23 protein-coding genes are annotated in these 24,913 nt (G+C 35.4%); all 23 read right to left on the bottom strand.

Annotated features, from left to right (window positions below):
- Window positions 1-73 precede the first annotated feature (73 nt).
- A complete protein-coding gene (locus tag JOC83_RS16505; protein ID WP_205188495.1) occupies window positions 74-1,393 on the bottom strand; it encodes a murein hydrolase activator EnvC family protein in 1,320 nt (439 codons plus the stop codon).
- Window positions 1,394-1,509: 116 nt separating this feature from the next.
- On the bottom strand, window positions 1,510-2,400 hold the full coding sequence (ftsX, locus tag JOC83_RS16500) for a permease-like cell division protein FtsX (RefSeq protein WP_205188494.1): 891 nt from the start codon (window positions 2,398-2,400) through the stop codon (window positions 1,510-1,512).
- A complete protein-coding gene (gene ftsE / locus JOC83_RS16495; protein ID WP_205188493.1) occupies window positions 2,390-3,076 on the bottom strand; it encodes a cell division ATP-binding protein FtsE in 687 nt (228 codons plus the stop codon). Before ftsE ends, ftsX begins: the two co-directional genes overlap by 11 nt.
- The gene (locus tag JOC83_RS20220; protein WP_275580446.1) at window positions 3,073-3,195 is read right to left on the bottom strand and encodes a hypothetical protein; all 123 of its coding nucleotides are present in this window, start codon (window positions 3,193-3,195) and stop codon (window positions 3,073-3,075) included. Before JOC83_RS20220 ends, ftsE begins: the two co-directional genes overlap by 4 nt.
- A gap of 235 nt (window positions 3,196-3,430) precedes the next feature.
- A complete protein-coding gene (gene cccB / locus JOC83_RS16490) occupies window positions 3,431-3,775 on the bottom strand; it encodes a cytochrome c551 (RefSeq protein ID WP_205188492.1) in 345 nt (114 codons plus the stop codon).
- A gap of 60 nt (window positions 3,776-3,835) precedes the next feature.
- Window positions 3,836-4,696, bottom strand: coding sequence for a YitT family protein (locus tag JOC83_RS16485; RefSeq protein WP_205188491.1), 861 nt, complete (start codon window positions 4,694-4,696; stop codon window positions 3,836-3,838).
- Between the two features lie 207 nt (window positions 4,697-4,903).
- A protein-coding gene (gene prfB / locus JOC83_RS16480) for a peptide chain release factor 2 (RefSeq protein ID WP_239583599.1) occupies window positions 4,904-6,002 on the bottom strand; the annotation gives its coding sequence in 2 pieces (ribosomal slippage) (window positions 4,904-5,938 and window positions 5,940-6,002; 1,098 coding nt in all).
- A gap of 232 nt (window positions 6,003-6,234) precedes the next feature.
- Complete coding sequence (gene secA / locus JOC83_RS16475; protein ID WP_205188489.1) at window positions 6,235-8,751, bottom strand: preprotein translocase subunit SecA; 2,517 nt, start codon at window positions 8,749-8,751, stop codon at window positions 6,235-6,237.
- A gap of 402 nt (window positions 8,752-9,153) precedes the next feature.
- Window positions 9,154-9,711 carry a ribosome hibernation-promoting factor, HPF/YfiA family gene (hpf, locus tag JOC83_RS16470; RefSeq protein WP_205188488.1) on the bottom strand — a complete coding sequence of 186 codons (558 nt, stop codon included), beginning with the start codon at window positions 9,709-9,711 and terminating at the stop codon, window positions 9,154-9,156.
- Window positions 9,712-9,916: 205 nt separating this feature from the next.
- Window positions 9,917-10,315: a DUF8042 domain-containing protein gene (locus JOC83_RS16465; protein ID WP_205188487.1), complete on the bottom strand. Its 399-nt coding sequence runs from the start codon at window positions 10,313-10,315 to the stop codon at window positions 9,917-9,919.
- A complete protein-coding gene (gene fliT, locus JOC83_RS16460; protein WP_472924486.1) occupies window positions 10,312-10,656 on the bottom strand; it encodes a flagellar protein FliT in 345 nt (114 codons plus the stop codon). The genes JOC83_RS16465 and fliT overlap by 4 nt, the downstream gene beginning before the upstream one ends.
- Before the next feature lie 5 nt (window positions 10,657-10,661).
- Window positions 10,662-11,063, bottom strand: coding sequence for a flagellar export chaperone FliS (fliS, locus tag JOC83_RS16455; protein ID WP_205188485.1), 402 nt, complete (start codon window positions 11,061-11,063; stop codon window positions 10,662-10,664).
- Between the two features lie 22 nt (window positions 11,064-11,085).
- Window positions 11,086-13,173, bottom strand: coding sequence for a flagellar filament capping protein FliD (fliD, locus tag JOC83_RS16450; protein ID WP_205188484.1), 2,088 nt, complete (start codon window positions 13,171-13,173; stop codon window positions 11,086-11,088).
- Window positions 13,174-13,188: 15 nt separating this feature from the next.
- The gene (flaG, locus tag JOC83_RS16445) at window positions 13,189-13,539 is read right to left on the bottom strand and encodes a flagellar protein FlaG (RefSeq protein ID WP_205188483.1); all 351 of its coding nucleotides are present in this window, start codon (window positions 13,537-13,539) and stop codon (window positions 13,189-13,191) included.
- Window positions 13,540-14,108: 569 nt separating this feature from the next.
- Entirely contained in the window at window positions 14,109-15,122 is a 1,014-nt protein-coding gene (rfbB, locus tag JOC83_RS16440) for a dTDP-glucose 4,6-dehydratase (RefSeq protein WP_205188482.1), read from the bottom strand.
- Between the two features lie 47 nt (window positions 15,123-15,169).
- Window positions 15,170-16,063, bottom strand: coding sequence for a glucose-1-phosphate thymidylyltransferase RfbA (gene rfbA, locus JOC83_RS16435; RefSeq protein ID WP_205188481.1), 894 nt, complete (start codon window positions 16,061-16,063; stop codon window positions 15,170-15,172).
- Between the two features lie 10 nt (window positions 16,064-16,073).
- Window positions 16,074-17,231 (bottom strand): DegT/DnrJ/EryC1/StrS family aminotransferase, encoded by a 1,158-nt coding sequence (locus tag JOC83_RS16430; protein WP_205188480.1) that lies wholly within the window; start codon window positions 17,229-17,231, stop codon window positions 16,074-16,076.
- Between the two features lie 80 nt (window positions 17,232-17,311).
- Complete coding sequence (locus tag JOC83_RS16425) at window positions 17,312-18,079, bottom strand: methyltransferase domain-containing protein (protein ID WP_205188479.1); 768 nt, start codon at window positions 18,077-18,079, stop codon at window positions 17,312-17,314.
- Window positions 18,076-19,215 (bottom strand): ATP-grasp domain-containing protein, encoded by a 1,140-nt coding sequence (locus tag JOC83_RS16420; protein ID WP_205188478.1) that lies wholly within the window; start codon window positions 19,213-19,215, stop codon window positions 18,076-18,078. The genes JOC83_RS16425 and JOC83_RS16420 overlap by 4 nt, the downstream gene beginning before the upstream one ends.
- Before the next feature lie 210 nt (window positions 19,216-19,425).
- Entirely contained in the window at window positions 19,426-20,724 is a 1,299-nt protein-coding gene (locus JOC83_RS16415; RefSeq protein ID WP_205188477.1) for a glycosyltransferase, read from the bottom strand.
- 205 nt (window positions 20,725-20,929) lie between these two features.
- Window positions 20,930-22,000: a tetratricopeptide repeat-containing glycosyltransferase family 2 protein gene (locus JOC83_RS16410; RefSeq protein WP_205188476.1), complete on the bottom strand. Its 1,071-nt coding sequence runs from the start codon at window positions 21,998-22,000 to the stop codon at window positions 20,930-20,932.
- An 80-nt stretch (window positions 22,001-22,080) separates the two neighbouring features.
- A complete protein-coding gene (locus JOC83_RS16405; protein WP_205188475.1) occupies window positions 22,081-24,000 on the bottom strand; it encodes a tetratricopeptide repeat-containing glycosyltransferase family 2 protein in 1,920 nt (639 codons plus the stop codon).
- An 84-nt stretch (window positions 24,001-24,084) separates the two neighbouring features.
- The gene (hag, locus tag JOC83_RS16400; protein WP_205188474.1) at window positions 24,085-24,900 is read right to left on the bottom strand and encodes a flagellin Hag; all 816 of its coding nucleotides are present in this window, start codon (window positions 24,898-24,900) and stop codon (window positions 24,085-24,087) included.
- Window positions 24,901-24,913: the final 13 nt, after the last annotated feature.

The following is a 24,913-nucleotide window of genomic DNA, read 5'->3' as shown; positions in this document are numbered from 1 at the left end:
ACACTTCGTTGTGCGATGCCTTTTTATTACATTCTTATGATAAGCTTGTACGATGTATGCAAAAAAGTTGATGTTAGAAATTAATGTAGCTTCTTGGATTTACAGCCGAGCTACCGCCTCTCCATGCACCTTTGTGTAATTCAAAGTGTAAGTGAGCACCAAATGAACGACCTGTGTTCCCCATGTAACCTAGGAATTGACCTTTTTTCACTTGTTGACCAGCAGAAACCGCTCGATTTTCTAAGTGAGCATAAATTGTCGTCCATACTTGTCCATTAATATTATGCGTTACATACACAACGTTTCCATATGAAGACGAGTAGTAAGAACGGAATACACGACCGTCTGCCACTGAAACAACTTGTACGTTCGAACCTCGCTTGCCAATATCGATTCCGTTATGCATACGACCAAATGTTGCTCGGTACCCATATTCAGAGGTAACCGGTCCAGTTGTTGGTCTCATAAATGAACCGCTCGTGACTGGAGGTGTTGATCCTTTAGGCTCACTACTAGATGAGCTACTTGAATTAGAGCTAGATGGTTTGCTTTGTTGTTGAGCCGCACGTTGCTTCGCAGCTTCTGCTTCACGCTTGCGTTGTGCTTCTAGCTCACGCTGTTGCTTCTCCCAAGCTGCTAATTCTGCTTGAATCGCTTTTTCCTGTTCAGCAAGTGTTTCATCTTCTTCTTCTAAACTCATTAAATGTTCGTGAGCTTCTTCTTCTTCACCTTCAAGTTGCTTAACTAGTTCACTTTTTTCTTTACTTTGCTTCTCTAAATCCGCACGTAACGTTTCAAGTGCTGCTAATGCTCGTTGTAAGGAGTCTAGCTTGTCTTGAACTTGTGTTTCTTTTTCTTGCTTTTCATTTTTATCTGCTTCATGTTGCACTAATAAGTCACGATCAGCTTGAACGATTGTACTTACCGCGCTCACACGGCTAATAAAATCACTGAAGCTTTGAGCACCTAATACTACATCCATGTAATCAATCATGCCGCCGTTCTCTTGCAAAGAACGAGCACGGTCTTTTAACAATTCGTTACGCTTATTAATACGCTCTGCTAAAATCGCAATCTCTTCTTTTAATTTCGTAATCTCTTCTTTCGTTGTCGCAATTTCTGATTCACGATCACGAATCTTAGCATTTGTTTCAGAGATTTGCGCATCTAATCGTTCAATTTCAGCCTCTGCTTTTTGTTGCTCTGACTTTAATCGGTCAATCTCTGAACGACTTTCACTCATATCTTTTTCTACATTAGAGCGTTGATTTTGTACATCGTTCATTTTATTTTGCAAAGAGCTATTCGCATATACCGAATCCCCTGCTCCAGCAAACAGACCGCTTAAACCGATTACAGCGGCTGTCGTAACTGTCATCCATTTCCGCTTCATTTTTCATTTCTCCTCACTTTTTTGAAACTTTTCATCGTTGCTTATCGTCTACTTATGTATAAATGTCACGTACGACGTTTACATCGTACGCGACCGGGTTATAGTACCTATAACTCTTATTTTTTCAAGAACTTGCGAACCGATAACATACTTCCCCAAATTCCAATAAACGCACCAAGTAAGACTAGTAATAGTGATACTTGAATGGTGAATGGGAATTTTGGTAACAGTTCAAAAAGACCTTCTAATCTTGGATCAAAATTATCAAATACAAACGTGTATGAAGCAATGACAACAATGACTGGAATAAGCGCTCCTAGTAATCCTAAAAATAAACCTTCTAGGAAAAATGGCCAGCGAATAAACGAGTTCGTTGCCCCTACTAATCTCATGATTTCAATTTCTTCACGACGTGCGACAATGGTAATTTTGATTGTATTTGAAATTAAAAACATCGCTGTAAATAAAAGACCAATAATTAAGCCAGCTCCGATGTTACGAGAGATGCTTAACACTTTGAACATCTTCTCTACTTGCTCTTGGCCATACTTTACTTTCGCAGCATACGGATATTTTTCAACTTCCTTCGCTACTTTTGATACGTCTGTTGGCTTGTCCGTTTTAATCACGAAAACATCATTCAAGGGGTTTTGCTGTTCAAACAGTTCAAAGGCTTTCCCCTCGTCTCCTAAACTTTCAATCAAGCTTTTTAATTCTGCTTCTTTAGAAGAAAATGTAACCTTATCTACTTGTGAAATTGCTTTTATCTTTGCTTCCATCTCGTCCTTGTCTGCTTGTGTAGCCGCAGGATCAATATGTACGCGAACTTCTACGTCTTCTTCAATCACCGTTGCAAAATGATTGAGGTTTAACATTAGAACAAGAAAAACCCCAACTAATAATAACGTAACGGTTACTGCACTGACGGATGCAAATGTCATCCACCCATTACGTCCAAGGCTTTTTGCTCCTTCTCTAAAGTGACGCCCTAGTGTTCTAGCCTTCATAACCGTATTCACCTCTCACTTCATCACGAACGATCTTGCCATTTTCCACTGCAATAACACGTTTGCGAATCGTATTTACAATTTCACGGTTATGTGTAGCCATTAAAACGGTTGTGCCTGCTTTATTAATCTCTTCGAAAATGTCCATGATTTCCCAAGATGTTTCAGGATCTAAGTTTCCTGTTGGCTCATCAGCAATAACAACTTTTGGTTTATTTACAATGGAACGAGCAATGGATACACGCTGCTGCTCTCCACCTGAAAGCTCATCTGGTAACGAACGCATTTTATGCTTTAGCTTAACGAGATCAAGAACTTCCATCACTCGCTCTTTAATTTTTTCTGGATGCTCTTCAATTACTTCAAGCGCAAAGGCAACGTTCTCATAAACCGTTAGCTTTGGAAGTAATTTGAAATCTTGGAATACCACGCCGATATTACGACGGAAAACAGGAACCTTGCTATTTTTTACCTTCGCAAGATTTGTACCGTTTACAATAATATTGCCTGACGTTGGTTTTTCTTCGCGGTACATCATTTTAATAAATGTTGATTTCCCTGCACCACTTGGTCCTACAATGTAGGCAAACTCACCTTGATTAATTTTCACATTAATTCCATTGATGGCACGAACGCCATTTGGATACGTTTTATATACTTCTTGCATTTCGATCATAGATAACCACCTAATTGAATGTCTTGTTGAGAATACTGTAATGATAGTTCGACTTTTATCAACAAAATCATATTTTTTTCAACAAAAACCACGCTCTCTACTTTGACACGCTCTACCATTATAACATCTCTTTTTTACAAAATAAGCCCTAAAAATATTACAATTTCATTTCAACAGTGATAAAAGTCCGTTTATTTTACACATTTTTACGTAAAATAACAAAAAAAATAAACAATATGACACTTGTTTCATCCACATGAACATTTTTCCAAAATTCTACAAAACAAAAAAAGAGCAAATACTTTGTCGTATTTGCCCGTGACATGTTCTTTGATCTATTTCTTCATGCATGGATTATTTCTGAGTCGCTAACCACTCGGCTACTTTTGTTGCATCTTCACCTTTTAATAACCCTTTTGGCATTGAGCCTTGGCCATTTAAAATAATGTTTTCAATTTCATCTTCTGAATATTTATTTCCAACCTTCGTAAGGTTCGGCCCTACTCCTCCTTCAAGGTTGTTACCGTGACAAGACGCACAGCTTTGTTGGAATAATTGCTCACCTTCACCGCCGTCAGATGTCTCTCCTGCTGGAGCTGCATCGTTCTCTGCAGGCTCTTTCGCTGTATCTTCTCCTCCGCCACATGCAGCTAAAGCAAGGGATGTTCCCATAAATAATGCCAGTAATCGTTTTTTCATAACAAGTCCCCCCTTATGATTAATAAAATTTTCCAAATCAATTCTATTATAGCCTACTTCTTACTGTTTAAAACCCTTCCCAAGTACCTCTGAAGCGTCCGCTACAATGACAAATGCATTAGCATCAATGCTTTGAACCGTTTGTTTCAATTTTGTGAATTCTGATTGATCCACCACAACCATTAAAATGGGACGCTCGCTATCTGTATACCCACCATAAGCAGATAATTTAGTAACACCACGATCGATTTTATGTAAAATGGCTTCACGAATTTCTTGCTCTTGATTGGTAATGACCAATACCATTTTTGAACGACCAACACCCACCTGTACAATATCAATCGTTTTACTTGTAACATATAGTGCCACTAACGCGTACAATCCTAATTCAATATCAAAAACAATCGCTGCGGTTAACACAATGAGTCCATCGATAATTGCCACGCAAACACCAAGGGACATTCCAAAGTACTTATGAATAATTTGAGCAGCCAAATCCGTTCCACCTGTTGAAGCACGCCCTCTAAATACAAGGCCCAATCCAAGGCCGACTCCAATTCCACCAAATAGAGCTCCTAAAAGCGGATCCGTTGTAGCTGGCTCCATGTCTTTTGTTAAAAAGACAACCATCGGTAAAAAGATCGTACCAATTAAGGTCCTGGCCCCGAATTGCCATCCTAATAACAAAATACCAGCAATGAATAGAGGAATGTTAAATGCCCACTGCACATAAGCCGGCTCCCATCCGAATAAGGAATCGAAAATGGTACTAATCCCGCTAACGCCACCTGAAGCAACACGGTTTGGTAATAAAAACAAATTAAACGCCATTGCGACAATGGCCGAACCGACTAGCACATATAAAATATTGATAATACGACGATAAGGATATAATTTCTGATACAATTGCCTGCGAGTCATAGCTGCCTCCACTCTGTCTCTTCACTTATTTACTTTAGTAAAGTTTCCCACAAAATCACCAGGCCCATGCATAGATCTATGCACGGGCCTGGTTTCTTCTTAGTTAAGAATGAAATGGTGTATTTGCTCATTAACAGGGTGATTTGTTTTCGCTCGAATCAACTTCCTATCTTTTCATCACCAAACATCTTAAAAAAGAACGATACATTAAATTTTAGAACGTAAATATGCATCAATAAATGGATCTAAATCGCCATCCATCACACTTTGCGTATTTCCTACCTCTGTGTTTGTACGGTGATCTTTTACCATTGAGTATGGATGGAATACGTAAGAACGAATTTGACTTCCCCATCCGATATCTTTTTGCTCACCGCGAATTTCAGCTAATTCTTCTTGCTGTCTTTCAATCTCACGTTGATATAATTTTGCTTTTAGCATTTTCATCGCTTGCTCACGGTTTTTAATCTGTGAACGCTCTGTTTGACATGATACAACGACACCTGTTGGCATATGTGTGATACGAACCGCTGAATCCGTTGTATTGATATGCTGACCACCCGCACCACTCGCACGGTATGTGTCTACTTTTAAATCTTCTGTACGGATGTCGATTTCAATTTCATCATTGAATTCCGGCATTACTTCACAAGACACGAAAGATGTGTGACGACGACCTGATGAATCAAACGGTGAAATACGAACAAGGCGATGTACACCTTTTTCAGCACGTAAGTAACCATATGCATTGTGACCTTTAATTAACAGCGTCACACTCTTGATTCCTGCTTCATCACCAGGAAGGTAGTCCATTGTTTCCACTTTAAAGCCTTTTTTCTCTGCCCAACGTGTGTACATACGTAACAGCATAGAACCCCAGTCTTGAGACTCTGTTCCACCCGCACCTGGATGAAGCTCTAAAATTGCATTGTTTTTATCGTATGGTTCGCTTAGTAAAAGCTCTAACTCGAACTCATTCATTCCTTTTGTTAGTTGTTTAAGCTCTGTGATCAGCTCTTCTGCTAAATCTTCATCGTATTCTTCCTTCACAAGCTCATACGATACTTGTAAATTTTCATACGTTTCATCAAGATGATTAAATTGATTCACGGCATCTTTTAATCCGTTCGCTTCATTAATGACGGTTTGTGCCGCTTGTTGGTCATCCCAGAAGCTTGGGTCTGCCATTTGTTCATCTAGCTCATTAATGCGAGCTTGCTTATTATCGAGGTCAAAGAGACCCCCTAAAGTCCGCTAATCGCTTAGCTGTTCTATCAAGTTCTTGCTTAATTTCTACTAATTCCATGTTATAAGCACCTCTATATTCATAATCGTGTATTTCTCCACACACAAAGGAAATGAGGAATCCCCCATTTCCTTATCATGTTCAATCTTGAATTGACTATCTTCATTTTAGCATATTAATCAGAAACATAGTTGCTACAAATAATTGTTGCTGGTTAAAGAAGTAATTTCCCATCAACTTCTTCATCTGTTCTCTGCGCTACGTCGTACTTTTTCAGAAAAAAGCTGAAAGATTACGCCTGTTGCCCGCAGCAGCTTTTGTATTTCTTGCCGCTACCGCAAATACAAGGATCATTTCTTCCTACATCAATGGCATTTACTTTTGGCTTTTTCTTCACTGGCTCGCTGCCTTCTTTCGGATGAACAGCTGCTTGACCTTTTGCCACTTCTTGACGCTCTAAGTTATTATGAATCTCTGCTTTCATCATATACTTCGCCACTTCTTCTTCAATGCTTGCAATCATGTTTTCAAACATCGCAAAGCCTTCAAACTGATACTCACGAAGCGGATCGGTTTGACCGTATGCACGAAGGTGAATCCCTTGACGTAGCTGATCCATCATATCGATGTGATCCATCCATTTTGAGTCAACCGCACGAAGCACAACCACTTTTTCAAATTCGCGCATTTGCTCTTCAGGAAGCTGCTCTTCTTTTTCATCATAGCGTTTTTTCGCTTTTTCAAATAAGAACTCAACCATTTCCTCTGGTTCTTTGTTACGAAGGTCATTTTCTGAAATGGCTCCTTCTTCTAACATGTTTGCAGCCATGTAATCCACAATCGCTTTTAGATTCCATTCTTCTTCAAGCTCTGTACGAGGCGCATTCGCTTCTACAACGCGCTCGATTGTTGCGCGAACCATACGCTCAACGATGTCACGAAGATTGTCAGAATCCAACACTTCAAAGCGTTGCTTGTAGATGACTTCACGCTGCTGACGTAGAACGTCGTCATATTGTAGTAATTGCTTACGCGCATCAAAGTTGTTACCCTCTACACGTTTTTGTGCAGATTCAACGGCACGCGTCACAATTTTACTTTGAATTGGCTGTGAGTCGTCCATACCAAGACGGTCCATCATCGCCATCATGTTATCCGAACCGAAGCGGCGCATGAGCTCATCTTCCATTGATAAATAGAACTGCGTTACCCCTGGGTCTCCTTGACGACCAGAACGACCACGAAGCTGATTATCGATACGACGAGATTCATGACGCTCTGTACCAATAACCGCAAGTCCACCGGCTTCACGTACACCTTCACCAAGTTTAATATCGGTACCACGACCAGCCATGTTTGTTGCGATTGTAACCGCACCTTTTTGACCCGCATTTTCAATGATTTCTGCTTCACGCTCATGCTGCTTCGCATTTAACACGTGATGCGGCACGCCTTTTTTCTTTAAAAGGGCTGACAGTAACTCTGATGTTTCAATCGCAACCGTACCCACAAGTACAGGTTGTCCATTTTTATGGCGCTCTACGATATCATCTGCTACTGCACGGAACTTCCCTTCCATTGTTTTATAAATTAAATCTGCACGGTCATCACGCGCAATCGGTTTGTTTGTTGGAATCGCTACAACGTGCATGTTGTAGATGTTACGGAACTCTTCTTCCTCTGTTTTCGCCGTACCCGTCATACCAGATAGTTTTTCATACATACGGAAGTAGTTCTGGAACGTAATTGTCGCAAGCGTCATGCTTTCATTTTGAATATCCACGCCTTCTTTTGCTTCAATCGCTTGGTGTAGCCCTTCACTAAAGCGACGTCCCTTCATTAAGCGACCCGTAAATTGGTCAACAATGACCACTTTTCCTTCTTCCACCACATAGTCTACGTCATTTTGCATCGTGACATGTGCTTTTAGCGCTTGGTTAATATGGTGATTTAACCCAACGTGTGCGATATCGAATAAGTTTTCAATGCCAAACGCTTTCTCTGCTTTTGACATTCCATCTTCCGTTAATTGAACACTTTTCGTTTTCACGTCATACGTAAAGTCTTCTTCCTTCTTTAACGTACGAACGAATGCATTTGCTTGGATGTAAAGTGCCGCTGATTTTTGTGCCGTACCTGAAATAATAAGCGGTGTACGTGCTTCATCAATTAAAATCGAGTCAACCTCATCGATTACTGCAAAGTGAAGCGGACGCTGTACCATTTGCTCTTTATACAGCACCATGTTGTCACGTAAGTAATCAAAGCCCAGCTCATTGTTTGTGCTATACGTAATATCGGCATTGTACGCTTGTTGCTTTTCTTCACGCGTTAAGCTGTTTAAGTTTAATCCTACTGTTAACCCTAAAAACTCGTATAAGCGTCCCATTTCAGTCGCGTCACGGCTTGCTAAGTATTCATTGACTGTCACAACATGAACACCTTTGCCAGTAATCGCATTTAAATAAACAGGCATCGTCGCAGTTAACGTTTTACCTTCCCCCGTCTTCATCTCAGAAATGTTTCCTTCATGAAGGGAAACGCCCCCCATTAGCTGTACTTTGTACGGATACATTCCTAATACACGCTTCGCTGCTTCACGCACAACCGCAAACGCTTCAGCTAATAAGTCATCCAGCTTTTCGCCTGCTTGATAACGTTGTTGAAACTCTGCTGTTTTTTCGCGTAATTGATCATCTGTTAGCTCACCAATTTTAGGACCTAACGCATCAATTTCGTCTGCCATTTTTTCTAAACGGTTAATTTGGCGTTGGTTGCCATCGAATACCTTCTTAAATAATCCAAGCATCTAAAACGCTCCTCTATTTATAATGGAATAAATGCAACATCTATCTTGTCATATGGCTGCTTTTATAATCATTGTTGTTTCTTGATCGGTCATTTCCTTTTCAACCAATCATATTTAGGAACAACAATCGGTTACAAAAGAACCTTGTTTATTTGAATTCTGGTGTCATCACTTTCATGCGCTTCATCAAAGAAGCTGATTGTTTCTTCTATTATATCTGATTATCAGTAAAATTGTAACATTCGAGGGATAACCATGACAAATAATCGAGGTAGATATGCAAAGGGACAGTGGAGAATAGGTGGCTGATGGTAGAGAACTTTCCTTGCTATAAGGATGATGATTGGGTGTGTTGAAGAACAAAAAAACTGATGCGAGAGCAACCCGCATCAGCTTTTATAATTAATTTGGCTCGATTAGGCCGTACTTTCCATCTTTACGACGATACACAACGTTTGTTGTATTTGTTTCTGCGTTTGTAAAGACAAAGAAGCTGTGACCAAGCATATTCATTTGTAGAATTGCTTCTTCGTTATCCATTGGCTTTAAGTCAAAGCGCTTTGTACGCACTAATTCTAAATCTTCATCTTCTTCTGTCGCAACAGCCGTTGCTGCTGTTTCATCCTCTAAATTAGCAAACACATACTTTGGTACACCTTTTTCACGAAACTTACGGTTTACTTTTGTTTTATGTTTACGAATTTGACGCTCGAGTTTATCAACAACAAGATCAATAGCTGCATATAAATCTGTATGTGTTTCTTCTGCACGAAGTACTAAATCCGTCATAGGAATCGTAACTTCTATTTTTTGTTCATTGTTGTATACTTTTAGATTTACATAAACATCTGATTTCGGAGTTTGATCAAAGTATCTTTCTAGCTTATTAATTTTCTTCTCTACATAGTCCTTTATCGCTGGAGTTACCTCAATGTTTTCACCGCGAATGTTGTATAGCATGTCTGAACTCCTCCTTTAATCCAAGGTATGTATCTATATTTCTACAATACCCGACACATCTCCTTCTTAAACCATAAAATTATGTGAAAATTTTGTGAATGTCTACTTTTTCACATTCACCTCCTTAGTATGTCGATGTGTTTAGAAAATAGTATGAGGAAGAAAATAAAAAAATGCGGCATCCCTCAAAGAGATACCACATTTTTCAGTGCGTAATATATGGTTGAATTTGCTGCTCCATTCGTGTCTTCCACTTTTCAAACAGAGGGAGAATGTCACCATTAATAATGCGTTGCTTTTCATACATATCATTCATGTGCCCTTCTAGCTGAAGCACAGCGTTAAGAACTGGTTGATACTGTTCAATAAACTTTGTAAACGATCGGTTTTCAGCAAATTCTTGTAGCAGTTGCTCATTTGTTTTCTCAAGTTGACTAAGTGCTTCAAGCACATCACCTAATACCCGATCTCCTTCTGTTTTATTCTCATCATCAAAGCTCGCTTCAACGTAGAGAAGACCTTCTTGAATGGTTTGAAGCAAGTCATAATACGATTTTAAAAGTTCAAATTGATTTATCTCTAGAGTTGGCATACGTTCACTCATTTCCGTTTATCATAAAAGGTCCCGTCAAACGATACATTGGCGTATGGATTGGCATAGCGGTCCGTTTTTGTTTTCTTTATTTTCAACTTACGAATATCAACCGCTACTTGCTCTTTTATTCCAACAAGCGCTCGGTCAATCGCTTGATTCATTGTGATCATCTCTTGTGCTAGTGCCTTCTCTTCTAAGGAAGCTGGCTTGGTGACGTGCGAAAGTAACGCTTGACGAGCGTCCAAAAGCTCATCAACACGTTGAATGTAAGCATCTCGCTGTTCCTCCGAAGGACTGGTTGCGACATGTGTATGTAACGCTTTTGTCACTTCATAAAGCTGATGAAGCATACTCACTATGCCTTTCCACCTTGACCATGTGATTGCTGACGGCTTAGCTGAATAACTTGCTTCCACGTGTCACGGAACTCGACAACATACCCTTCCACTTCATCTAAAATACCGATATCATTTTTAATATTCGCTTCAATCAAACGATTGTTTAAATAATCGTACATTACAAGTAAATTCTCAGATACAGGGTATTTCTTATCTAGTGTGACCATTAACTCTTGTACAATCTTTTGTGCCTTCAACAAGTTCGTATTTTTCGCTTGAATATCATTTTGTTGAATCGCTAACTTACCAAGCTTAATAAACTTAATACACCCTTCATATAACATAAGCGTCAACTGACCTGGTGATGCCGTATTCACATTGTTTTGTTGATACGCTTGATATGGATTACTCGTTGCCATCTTCTACTCACTCCCTTTACTATTACCCACCAAACTGCTGCATCATGAACATCGCTTGCTCATTTGAACGTTGAATCGCTTTTTCCATTGCGGTGAATTGACGCCAGTAGCGGTCTTCGATTTGTGTTAAACGAGATTCAAAACTACTAATTTGTTTATCCACATTATTTAAATCACGACCAATCGCAAACTGCATATTTGTTGATAAACTGCTCCCTGCTCGGTCGCGTATTTGTCCCATTGACTTTTGAAGACTATCATATAAACGATTAACAATCCCTTTTTCACCATAAGCTGTTCCAGAACCGGCAAAAAGCTGTTCGACAGATGCAGGGTCTTCTTCAATCGCTTTCTTCAGTTCTGCTTCGTTAATCGTTAGCTTTCCACCCTCTAAATAGTTACTGCTTGTTTTAATTCCAATAGCTGTAAGCTGCTGAAAAGGTGATTGCGCATTCTGACTATTCTTAACGGGTGTATAAAAATCCAGACGCATTTGACTTAGTACACTTGATAAGATTGGATCTCGACGGAGTAACCCGCTTTTTGCTTTTTCTTCCCACTGCTCTTGTTGCTTATCAGATAGTTGTTCACGCTGCTCATCTGTTAAAGCTGTATAAGATCGGTAGACATCTTCTGAAAGCTTTGCTTGGATTTTTTCAATCGTTTCATTATATTTATCAACAAACTTCTTAATATTTTCAAACACAGCCTCCGTGTTGTTAGAAACACCTAGAGAAATTGGTGGGTCTGTAGCCTCTGTTTTATCTTTTAATGTAAGTGTGACACCATTCATTTCAAAGGTGTTAGATGTACGCTGCGTCTCTAAGCCGTTAATTGTAAACTTCGCATTTTCTCCACCCGTCTCACTTGCACCATCAAATTTTAAAACATTATTTAGAAAAGTTCCGCTTGTCATAATTTCATCTTTGCGGACCTCTAGAATGCCTTTATCAGGATCAGCCTCAACTTCACCTTCCGTATTAAAGTTACCGGTTTCTTTCCTTGTTAGTGTCACTTGATCTGTAAACGAATCATAAAAAGCTGTGACGCCTGCTTGAGAACCATTAATACGGCTAAGTACATTGTTTAATGATTCTGTTCCTTGTACATTAAACTTTTCTTCAACAGATCCTTTTGCATTAAACGTCGTAATACCGAAAGAAAAATAATGTTGCTCATACGCTACCTTTACTTCTGTATCGCTAGGAATTTCTTGACCTTCATTAAAGGTGATTTTTCCTGTTGGGAAATCAATACTACCTACTACTGCATCAGTTTCATCTTTAATTTCCCCATTAGTTGTACTCACATATGTTTTACTACCGGCTGTAATAGTCACGCTACCTTCAACCAAGGCACCTTTTGTTAGCTGTAGCTCTTTTAATGGATCTGATGATTTAAATGTATCAACTTTTTTATCTGCTACATAATCAACTTTGATAGAGCTGCCTTTGTTAATGCTTTCTCCAAATGTTAACGTACCATCAGCAGCAAGCTTCACCTCTCCTTTTTGAGGAGTGGCATCCTTCGCTACCACCTTAAAAGACGTGCCATTTACTTTTACAGAGATACTAGATAAATCCGCTATCTCATTCTTTACACTTACTCCGTTAGAAAGCGTCAAGTTAAAAGTGCTGCCACTTTCTGTAGCAGAAATCGTTGTTGTTTCGACACTTCCTTTGCTCCAATTAAACGTGCTATCTCCAAACGAATCTTTTATACTGTATAACCCTTTTGTAGAATCGACCTTAGCTGTTGTATCTTTAGAGATACTACCTGTATTCACTTTAGTTGCGGCCGTAGCTAGACGGTCAATCTTCGAAACAGTAAAAGAAGAAAGATTCGCTGCACTTGTTGCCGTTGCCGTTATCTTTGAGTCATTTGAAGAACTAACGGACCTTGCTCGATAGTTAGAAGAAAGCTTCATATCAAATGATAAGTCTCTTAGTGATAACAACAATGAATTCATTGAGCGATAGTCATCACGTTTCCACTCTAACGCTTGCTTCTTTTGTTTATATTTATCTAAAGGCATACGTTCTGCTTTCATTAAATCCTTTACAAGGGAATCAGTATCCATTCCACTTGCCAAACCACCAATACGTACCATACATCCTCACCGCCGTTATACTTTATGGTCAAACAATAAACCGATGAATCTGTTCATCTCAACATACATATCAATTAATTTTTTAGGAGGAATTTCTCGAATGACTTCTTGCGTTTTCACATCTATAACCTTTGCATAATAGCGGTTTGCCTCTTCATGAAGCTCAAAGTGAACCGCTGTAAACGTAGGTTCAAGAAATGCATTTAACTCCTCTACCGCTTTTTCTAAGTATTCTTTACTGTAGACATCTTCTAGTTTGGATTCAGGTGAACTTTTCTTTTCATTTGTACGTTCAACTTTTGAATTTTGGTTTATATAGTCTGAGTTGTATAAATCTTTCGTTGATGAAGAAATGCGTTTAATCATCCCCTCAACTCCCAGCGCTTTTACTTTATTTATCGGATGAGATGAGAGATTTTAAATAGGGAAATGAGCGGAGATTTGATTTAGAGATCTGAAAATAAAAAAAGAGACCGTAGCAAAACTAGAGCCTCTTTCATACCTAAAAATTAACGAAGAAGTTGTAGAACTCCTTGTAGTTTTCGATTAATTTACTTTGCAACCGTACCTTTTTATTACAAAGCATACTATATCTTCATCCATATTTTCATGGATCTGCCCACTCCGAACAACCTTTGTTAACCTATGAGATTCATAGCTGTAGCTTTTGTTCTCTACCCGTTTAACTTTCTCTGGCGTTTCCTCACAAGAACTTGAATTACTAATTACTCATCATTTCATTTTCATTATTATCTCAAGAATTTTAAAATTCTTTTGATCTGTGATTTCTAACATCGCTTGTGCTTTTTGATTTCAATCTTTTAAGAGTAATAAAAACAGCAACTTTAATTAAATGTGGATATTCCACTTACTCTTCATCATTCTACAAATCTTGACATATCTTAGATTTTCACAGTAACAAATTTCTTAAGTTGTTATTCGCCAGATAAAATAGACTCCAACCACTCTCTATTTTCTAAATACCATTTAATTGTCAATTCCATACCCTGATCAAAGGTATATTTAGGAACCCAACCTAACTCTTCCTTTATTTTTGAATTATTAATAGCATATCTTCTGTCATGACCTAGGCGATCTTTTACGTACTCTATTGAAATTTCATTTTTTCCTAAAGACTTAAGTATTAATTTAACAACTTCAATATTTTCTTTTTCACTATTTCCACCTATGTTATAAACCTCTCCTACTTTCCCTTTATGGAGAACGGTTTCAATTGCAATACAATGATCTTCAACATGTAACCAATCTCTAATTTGCTTGCCATCCCCATAAACTGGTAAAGTTTTCCCTATTAAAGCATTATAAATCATTAGTGGTATTAGTTTTTCAGGAAACTGGTTTGGACCATAGTTATTAGAACATCTTGTAATATTTATAGGAAGTCCGTATGTTTCATAATATGCTCTTACTATCATATCAGCCGATGCCTTTGATGCCGAATATGGACTATTTGGAGAAAGACATGTCTCTTCTGTAAAATATCCTTCACTTCCTAATGATCCATAAACTTCATCTGTAGATATTTGAATAAACTTAACTCCGTCTTTAAATCTTTTACTGTATTTATCAGAAGAATCAACTTTCCAATTATCTAATGCTATATCAAGTAAAGCTTGAGTACCGAGTACATTCGTTTTCAAGAAAACGCCAGGATTCTCTATACTACGATCAACATGAGATTCAGCAGCGAAATTTATTACAACATTTATCTTAAATCGCTCAAAAAGATCCTTTAGTAATTCTCGATCACCAATATCTCCTTTTACAAAATGATAGTTATCATGTTGCATTAATTCTTTAAGGTTTTTTAGGCTTCCTGCATAAGTGAGTAAATCTAAGTTGACTATCGTATAGTCATACTTTGAAATCATATGTTTAATAAAATTAGATCCGATAAACCCTGCCCCGCCAGTTACCAGTATATTCATAACAAACTCCTTTAAAATCTGCTAAACCTTATAATAAAAACTGTTAATTATAGATATATAGCTTGCTTATTTTGTAGCTCCTCAGCAACTTCCATTAAGTATTTACCATACTCTGTTTTTAATAAGGGCCTAGCAAGTTCAATTAGTTGCTCTTTGGTAATATAACCTCTTCTATAGGCAATTTCTTCAATACACGAAATAAATAACCCTTGGCGCTTTTGAATTGCTTCAACAAAATTAGATGCTTCTAGAAGAGATTCATGAGTTCCAGTATCTAGCCATGCCAGACCTCTTCCCATTACATCAACCTTTAATTCACCTTTCTTAAGATATTCATTTATTACTGAAGTAATTTCTAATTCTCCTCGGGCAGAAGGAATCACTTTTTTTGCAATTTGTACTACGTTATTATCAAAGAAATATAAACCTGGAACTGCTAAAGAGGATTTAGGGTGCTTTGGTTTTTCTTCAATTGAAATAGCATTCTTTCGTTCATCTACTTCAACAACACCATACGATCGTGGATTTTTAACATAACAACCAAAAATAATGGCTCCAGTTAATAATGAAGCAGCTTGATATAATCTGTTTCCGAAATTTGACCCATAAAAAATATTATCACCTAACACTAGTGCTACAGATGAATTACCAATAAATTTCTCTCCAATAATAAAGGCCTCAGCAATACCATTTGGTTTGTCTTGAACTTCATATTCAAATTTCATTCCAAGTTTACTTCCATCTCCTAAAAGATCTATAAATCCTCCTATATCTCTTGGAGTAGAAATAATTAAGATTTGTTTTATGCCCGCCAACATTAATACTGACAACGGATAATATATCATTGGTTTGTCATACACTGGTAACATTTGCTTTGATACTGCTTTAGTCAACGGGTATAGTCGAGTACCAGAGCCACCAGCTAAGATTATTCCCTTCATAAATAACCACCTAATCTTTAATCGGAATCAAAAATGGAGCACTAGTATGCATTTCACGTAATATTCGACAAATTCCTTCTACAGATTCTAATTCTAAATCTCCGTAATAAGGCAATGAAAGTACTTGCTGTACAGACTTTTGCGCTTGAGGAAGATTCTCTGGTTGTGCAGAATCAAGGTGTTTATACCAATGAAAATCACTACATAATGGATAAAAGTACCTTCTTGTATACACATTATACTTCTCAAGTTCTTTATGAATCCAATCTCTTGTCCTACCATACTTGCTTGCATCAATTTCAATCACAAAATACTGGTAACTACTACTCTTGTTTTTCAAGCCCGTAATGATCCTAATTCCTGGTATATCAGCTAAATTTTTTTCATATGTTTCCCTAACTTTATCTCTCCGCACTCTTTCTTGATCTACTAATTTCAAAACTTCTAATCCAATAGCTGCTTGAACTTCATTCATTTTCGCATTTAATCCTGACAATACGACTGATTCTGAACTGACAAGACCAAAGTTCTTTAATAGTGCTAGCTTTTCACCTATTTCTTCATCATGAAAAGTAAGTGCCCCACCTTCTACAGTGTTAAAAAGCTTTGTCGCATGAAAACTAAACATCGTCATATCACCAAAGCTACCTATAGGCTTACCTTTAATTTTCGTACCAAATGCATGTGCACCGTCATAAATAACTTTAAGATTATATTTATCTGCTATTTGCTGAATTTTACCTACTTCACATGGGTTTCCAAAAACATGTACCCCAAGGATAGCACTTGTTTTATCTGTAATAAGCGCCTCAATTTTATCTGCATCGATATTGAGAGTTTTTGGGTTAATATCACAGAAAACTGGGTTTAAGTGGTTCCAATCTAAAGCTTGTACTGTAGCAGGAAATGTAAATGGTGTAGTAATAACCTCTCCAGTTAATTCTAAAGCTTTTATTCCTAATACCAATGCTAGCGTTCCATTGTTAAATAAAGATATATGGTCAACGTTCAAATAATTTTGTAATTGTTTTTCTAATTCCTTATGCTGTAAACCACCATTTGTTAGCCATTTACTTACCCACACTTTTCCAATTGCATCATTTACAGAATCTATATCCGGAAGTACTGGCCTTGTCACATAAATTGGTTCTCTAAAGCGTTTTACCATTTTTATGATTCATCTCCAAATTGTTATACTACATTAAAATAATAGCACAACCCATTGTTCTAAAGATTTTTTAAACATAGTCACTTTAATGATTTCATAATAAAGATAGGTCTGTTTAAAAACTCTCCTAAGTGGTCAAATCGATTAATATTTTCTTTATTTAATTTATTATAATGAATAGAATCTTCTATTTGTTCCGCAACACCTATTTCGATAATTCCCCATTTTTTTTCAGTTCCATCTTTTATAAATCTAATTAATTCTTCTTTCGTTCCGTTTTCAAATAAACCTAATTCACTATTCCCTTTCCAATTAAAACCCAATTGAAAAACCATTATTTCAGTAGTATCCGCTAATGTATTTAATTGTTCAACAATAATTCCCTTTGCTTTTTCTATTGATAATTTTTTATCACCATAATCATCACCAATATGATGCAAAACATTTAATAACAGTATAATATCATATTTTTTTTTTCTACATTCGTCATCAAACCTATAGTATTCATTGGTAATTTCTATCTTCTTTTCAACACCCAAAACTTTTGATGAAAGTCTTACAAATTCAGAATGTGTTTTATTCCCTTCGTAAAAATGAACTTTTTCTACGCCTTGATCTATCATTTCAAATGTAAAGTAGCCTGTATTTCCTCCAATATCTAATATCTTTTTGTTATGGATATCAAGGTTTTCTGTTATGTATTTTAACCGCTCTTTCTCATACCTTGTTTTGACTTTTATTTCGTTATGATTAATAATTTCCGAAAGTCTCTTAGATAGTATCTGATAACTTGAGTGCTTACTCATTTCTGAATAAAGCTCTTTAAGTTTATTTTTTTCCGTACTCATTGAAGTAGCTCCTTTTTGAAAATCAACTTTGTATCTGGCCTTCTGTAAACATCGTTTTCTAACCATTCAGGAAAAAAGTCTACCCAATCGTCTTCATTACATTGGTAAAATGTTGGTTTTTTATTTTTGCGAAGTATTTCTCCCAATCCACCAAACCAAAAATATTTTATTTTTTCTGACGGATCAGTAAACTTACCTAGAGATTCTATTAGACCAAAATCATGAAAAAATGCTTCAAAGAAATTTATATTGGCATCTACAAACAATTGTGAAGGTCCCCAAAACCTAGGATTCGCTTCAATCATGTAAAATTTATTATTATCCCCTTTTACTTCAATCATAACAAATCCAAAGAAGTGTACCATCTTAAATAAGTTCTCATATTTTCTAGATTCAGATGTATTGTGAAAATCAGAAGAAATAGCAGCCACCATTGACTTTCCACCAGGCTGTTGTACCAAATTTTCTTGGGAAAATTTAAAAATAGTTCCATCTCTATGAAAATAATATAATAAGTAAAAACTTCGCCCATTAATAAATTCTTGGAAATAAAATTCTTTTTTTTCGTATTTCTTTAAAAAATTTTCAAGTTCAAATGAATTATTAATAATAATAGGAGATAATACTTCTTTATTTTTCATTGATAAATAATGTTTTGGTTTTGCTACTAAAGGATATAGAAGACCTTTCTTAAGATTAACTTCTTTAGGAACTAGTATGTTGTTTTTAGAGCATAAATGGCCAAAACTATACTTATCAGAAATCAGTTCATATAAATCTTCATTGACTAATGGGATTATACAACGATTTTCTTCAAACTCTGCTCTATTCTGAAGTAAAAACCTGTTTAGTGCCTCGGTTGATGGTGCAATAATATATTTATCTGCATTTTTTTTTCTTTGCACTTCTTTTATCGATTCAATAAGATCCTCTTTATTAAGCTGTATCGATTGACGAATTGCACGTACCTCATTTTTATAATCTGTTAAAAAAATTCTGTCCTCCTCTGATTTTGCAATGATTGCGTAGTCTATATTATTCTTATGTAAGGTTCGTAAACACGAAATTACTGCTCGTTGATTAAACCCTGAAAAAACAATAACGCATTTTTTAAAATGAATCCCTTCAAATTCCATCCTATCACCCTATTTAGCTACTGGAAAGCTTGGCTTCGAATCAAACCTAACAGCAGAAGCTTTATAATATTTATAGATTTTTCTATAGTAAAAAGATTTTTACTTATTAGAACATATTGCGAAATTCAAATTATATATATCAAATTTTGCTTTTTATGGTAGATGGTGACGGGGGTTCGTCGCCATAGCATTTCATAATGAGATTTACCCTCATTCACGAATCTTTATATATACTTTTAACTCAGGAAACCTTTTTACTACATCATTAAACAAATTTGTTGCTAATTCATGTTTTCCCGTATTTTTCAAGGTACTTAATCTCCAACTAAAATATTTTGCAAGTCTAATTAGCAACCAATTCTCTAAATCTAATCGATTAATTCCCTTTTTAAAAGCAATTTCTTTTAATTTTTCTAATTCATCTATTGTTGTGTAATCATATTCAGTCGGCATATTATTACTTATACTATTCCTGTGCACTCTATAAACTGACACTTTATCTTTAATAAATCCAACATCACCAAGAAGCATTAGCTTTAAATATAGAAATAAATCTTTTGATTTAGTTTCCTCTTTTAAACAATCTAGAGTCATAGCCTTTTCCCTATCAAAAACTGTAGTTAAGACACCTGTGATATGCTTATAATCCTCCGTCTCATATTTAACAAAATATGTTAAACCATCTGTAATCATAGGTAAATTAAATGACGTTTCACTAAACATTTGGGTTTCTTCTTGTCTCACATAGCAATTTGCCCATACAAATGAAAGGGTTGGGTTTTTGGTTAATAGATTTATTGCTTGTGAGATATAATCCTTTTTTACTAAAAAATCATCGTGATTAAGAATCATTACATACTTAGATGTACAGTGATTATAGAATAAATCACTTGAATTATTACCTGCTCCCAAATTTTCTCTTCGTTTAATATACTTTAAATTCGGATATTTTAAATACTCTTTCATTAATTCGTCAGTTCCATCAGTCGAATTATCATCGCCGACTATAACCTCTAAATTTGGATAGTCTTGAGCCAAGGCACTTTCAACAGCCTCTTTAAGATAGGCTTTTTGATTATATGCAGGGATAATTATACTTACTGAGGGGGTTTTAAAAGGGTTTAAAGATCCAAACGCTGTAGAATTAAAAATTTTCTTTAGTTCCATTTGATTATCATATAAAGATAATAATTCATCCTTTAAATCATTTTCTATTGAATACCGATAGGCCAATCCGTAATGAAAAGCTGCATCACTTTCATTCCTCATATTTTCAAGTGCGTACGCATAATTATAGTAAGCATTTGCATTTTCTGGATCTATGCTTAGTGCATTTTTAAGACATGCGGCAGCTGATTTATATTCCTCGACCTTTAAACATAATACCCCTCTTAAATTCCAGTATTCTGCATTATTCAAAAATTCTTGTTTGATTTCTATAATTAAATTAAGAGCTTGTTCAATATCATTATTTACTATAAAACCTTCAATCCTCTTAAGGACAGTCATTGTTTAAATCCCCCACAATGTAATATGTATTCAAATAATTAACTAACCGTTTCAGGTTCTATATTTAATTAGATATGTTAAATATATCTGTTGATTTTCGGTTTAGGAGCCTTATTGGCCCTGTATTTCCAAAGGATTCTCACGCCTTCCGCTCTAATCAATAATAACCTTTAACACAGCCATTTAATTAAAGATTTTAATTCTCCTAAGACTCATTATTCATTAATGTTGCTAGACGACTCTCAGCTAACGAATATCCGTATTGAGAGGATTGTTGATAATAATCAATAGCTTTATTAATATTACCAGTCACCTCATAAAAGACAGCGAGGTTGTAAGCAGCTAAGTAACTACTAGTACCTTGTAAATATTCCAAGTACTCTGTTTCACCTAGACTTAAACAGGATAGAAAACTATCCTCTATTCTTTGAATATAGTTTTGTGCTTTATTAGGAAATGCCAAGCAATAATTCAAATAAAATAACCCTTTGGCAAATTGAAAATCTGAAACGTTTTTTAAATGCTCCTTGTTTTGGTTTATTATATGTAACACTTCTTCCCTGTCACATTCTTTCCCGCTATTAATTAACTCTACAACTAATTCCCAATAATATGGAGTGTTAATAGTCGCCAATTTATATGCTTTCTCTAAAAAGTAAAATGCCTCTTTAAACTGCTTATTTATACGTAATTCTTTGCCTAATTGAAAAAGGTAATATACATCTTTTGGATTTTTATTAATTTCTTTTATAAGCAATGGAATATTTCTTTGACTTTTTTTAGTTTCGAAATAACCATCATGTTTAAAAATTAAATTTAGCTTTTCTCTAGGAATATTGCTTTCAAGCTGCTCGTGAATTGCCCCAACGAATCTAACTTCCCTTGGAAAAAATCTAGAAACATAAGATTTTGAATGATAAACTTGATTGTCTTTTTTAAAATGACTATCAATTAATATCCTACCAATTTTATTATGGGCCATACATAATTCTAGATCGTTTCTAGTTCCCTTAGATACGTATTCATCGCCATCTAACACTAATATGTAATCTCCCTTAGTGTTTTCAATCGAAAAATTACGTGCTAAGGAGAAATCATGACACCATTCAAAGTGATATAATTTAATGTTTTCATACTTTTTAATGATATTGATTGTATGATCGGTTGATCCGGTATCTACTATCACAATCTCATCTACAAAATCTTTTACACTCTGTATACATCTTTCTATATATCTTTCTTCATTCCTGACTATCATGGCTAATGATATTTTCAATCTCATTCCTCTTTCTAAATGTAGAATGCTTCACAATTAACTTTATAAAAAATGAAATTGTTTTTAATCTCGTAATGTTACTAATTGAACCTTTCTAAATAAAAGCTATCTAAAAATAGTTCTCTTGCTCTTAGTAATGTAGTTTCATACAATTCATCTTCCTGAGCGTGTTCTAATATTATTTTATAAAATCGAAAATCTTGTTCATAAATTGACATTGCATACTTCGTAATATTTAAAGCGTCAGCAATATTTTCTGTTTGTAATAAACTATTGATTATATTTAAAAAATCTTGCTCAGAGAAGTAATTCCATTCCGCTTTTTCATATAATTGTAAAGCTTCTGTTTTAAATCCATTTGAAAATAGCAAAGCCGCTACTTTTGAAACACTTTTTTGATTCAGATGTTGAATATTACTTAACAAAGTTTCACATAATGAAAATTGTTTATAATTAATGAGCGTTTGTAAAGAAAAAATAAATAAGCTTTCTTCAATTGTTTCTTCAACATATTCATTATGTAATATATCAATTAATGTTTTAAGGGCTTTTTCTTTTTCAAAATGTATCATAAGGTCACACTCTATATTGTTCTGTTTCATAAATTCCCTTAATAAAAAAACATCTATAACATTGATCCAGTTTAATTGAACTAGTTCCTTTATTAACGAATAATCCAAACCATCTTGAAACGCTTCAAGATTCTCTTCTTTTTTAATACATAATTTTTTCAATAATCCAACACTATACAAATTTTTATGTTCTTCATAAAAGTTTTCAAGAATTGATAATGCTAAATCAGGGTTTCCAAAATCAAAACTTGCTTCAACATAATACTTGATATTTTTAGAATCCACTAAATTTTCCCTATTAAAGAAGTTGGAAATTTCTGCAACTGAATGAAATTTATTTAAGATGTATATTACCTTTTTTATGCTTTCTTGATTATATTTATTTATATTCAATACACTAGTATAGTGATAAATCGCCCTCTCATAATTTTCTTCATAAAGGTAAATTTGCCCTAATCGATTATGTGGCTTTTGATCCTTTAAGTCAGGTCTCATGATAACATGATGATATTTTTCATTATTATTTATTATTTGAAGGAACATATTTTTTGCATCCTCCAATTGACCTCTGACAAAAAATATTTCCCCTTTTAAATATGGGATTTCAGGGGAAGTAGTATAAATAGATTCAGCATCTGCTATGACTTTTATCGCATCGTTATATCTCCTTAAATGGATTAAACAGATAACTATTTGAATTAATGTAGTCGACACCCATGAAAGGCGAAAGTCTTGTTTAAGTTTATATGCCTTTAAATAAGATTCCAGTGCTTTTGAATATTCACCGCTGGAAAAATATTCGTTTCCAAAATTAAAATAATCAAATGCATTATTATCACCGCTACTCATTTCTTTATCTAATAATTCTTTATTTCGCTGTTTTTTCTCTTTTTTATCGACTGTTTCGTTTAAATACCCAGAGTGAAAAATAAGCAAATTAGAATTTTTACTTTTCAGTGGTTCACCACTCTGTTTTTTAAATTGTTCATGAATTTTACGATAATAACTAATTTGACTATTATTCTTATAAATTCGATCATGGAAATTCTGCACTAAATTCTCTCCATAATTTCCGGTAAAGTTTAATATTTTTGCACTGTAAGCATCATACATGCCTTTATCATTTTTTATCTCTTTAATAAACTCTTTAAAATTTTCTTCATCTACATATTCATCTGCATCTATTACAAGAATCCATTCTCCCGAAGCTTTAGATGCTGCATAATTTCGTGCGACTGAAAAATCATCTATCCATTTAAATTCATAAATATGAGGTGTATACTTTGCTGCTATTTCTTTAGTGTGATCGTTTGATCCTGTATCCACAACGATTATTTCATCTACTAAATGCCAAATGGAAGATAAACTACGGTCAATCACTTGTTCTTCGTCTTTAACAATCATGCATAATGACATGAAAGGCTTCATTTTGTTGACCTCCTAGAAGTAATAAGTCTAATAAAAATATCGTGCTTCAAAATAAAGCACGATATTTTTTTAAAATTACTACTATTAACGAAGAAGTTGTAATACACCTTGTGGTTGTTGATTAGCTTGAGCAAGCATAGCTTGAGCAGCTTGAGAAAGAATAGAGTTCTTAGTTTGAGCCATCATTTCTTTAGCCATATCAACGTCACGAACACGTGATTCAGCGGCTGTTAGATTTTCACTAGCCGTGCCTAAGTTATTTATTGTATGTTCTAGACGGTTTTGATAAGCACCAAGTTTAGAACGTTGAGTAGATACACTTGCAATAGCAGTATCTAAAGCAGCAATAGACGAGCTTGCTGCGGCATTAGTTCCAACTGAGATAGTAGCTCCTGAAATACTTAATCCAGCAGTATTCATAGCAGAGATTCCAATGTTAATTACCTGACCATGATTTGCCCCAATTTGAAGAGTACCTGAGAAGCTTCCACCTAATAAATTTTGAGTATTGAATTCTGTAGTAGTAGCAATTCTATCAACTTCAGACATTAATTGGTTTAATTCATCTTGAATTGCTGTACGATCAGCTGTTACATTAGTATCATTAGCACCTTGTACAGCTAACTCACGCATACGTTGTAGAATGGCATGCGTTTCATTTAATGCTCCTTCTGCCGTTTGTAGTAAAGAAATTCCATCTTGTGAATTCTTCGAAGCCATGTCTAACCCACGAATTTGCCCACGCATTTTTTCAGAAATCGCAAGGCCAGCTGCATCATCCCCCGCACGGTTAATACGAAGACCTGAAGATAATTTCTCCATTGATTTTGATTGACCAGCTGAAGCACTATTTAGCTTGTTGTAAGTATTAAGCGCTGCAATATTATGATTAATTCTCATTTTATTGTTCCTC

Origin of the sequence: Priestia iocasae (assembly GCF_016909075.1) — a bacterium.
GTDB classification, from domain to species: Bacteria; Bacillota; Bacilli; order Bacillales; family Bacillaceae_H; genus Priestia; species Priestia iocasae.
Note: the sequence above shows the minus strand (reverse complement) of the source record. Positions and strands in the feature narration are given on the sequence as shown.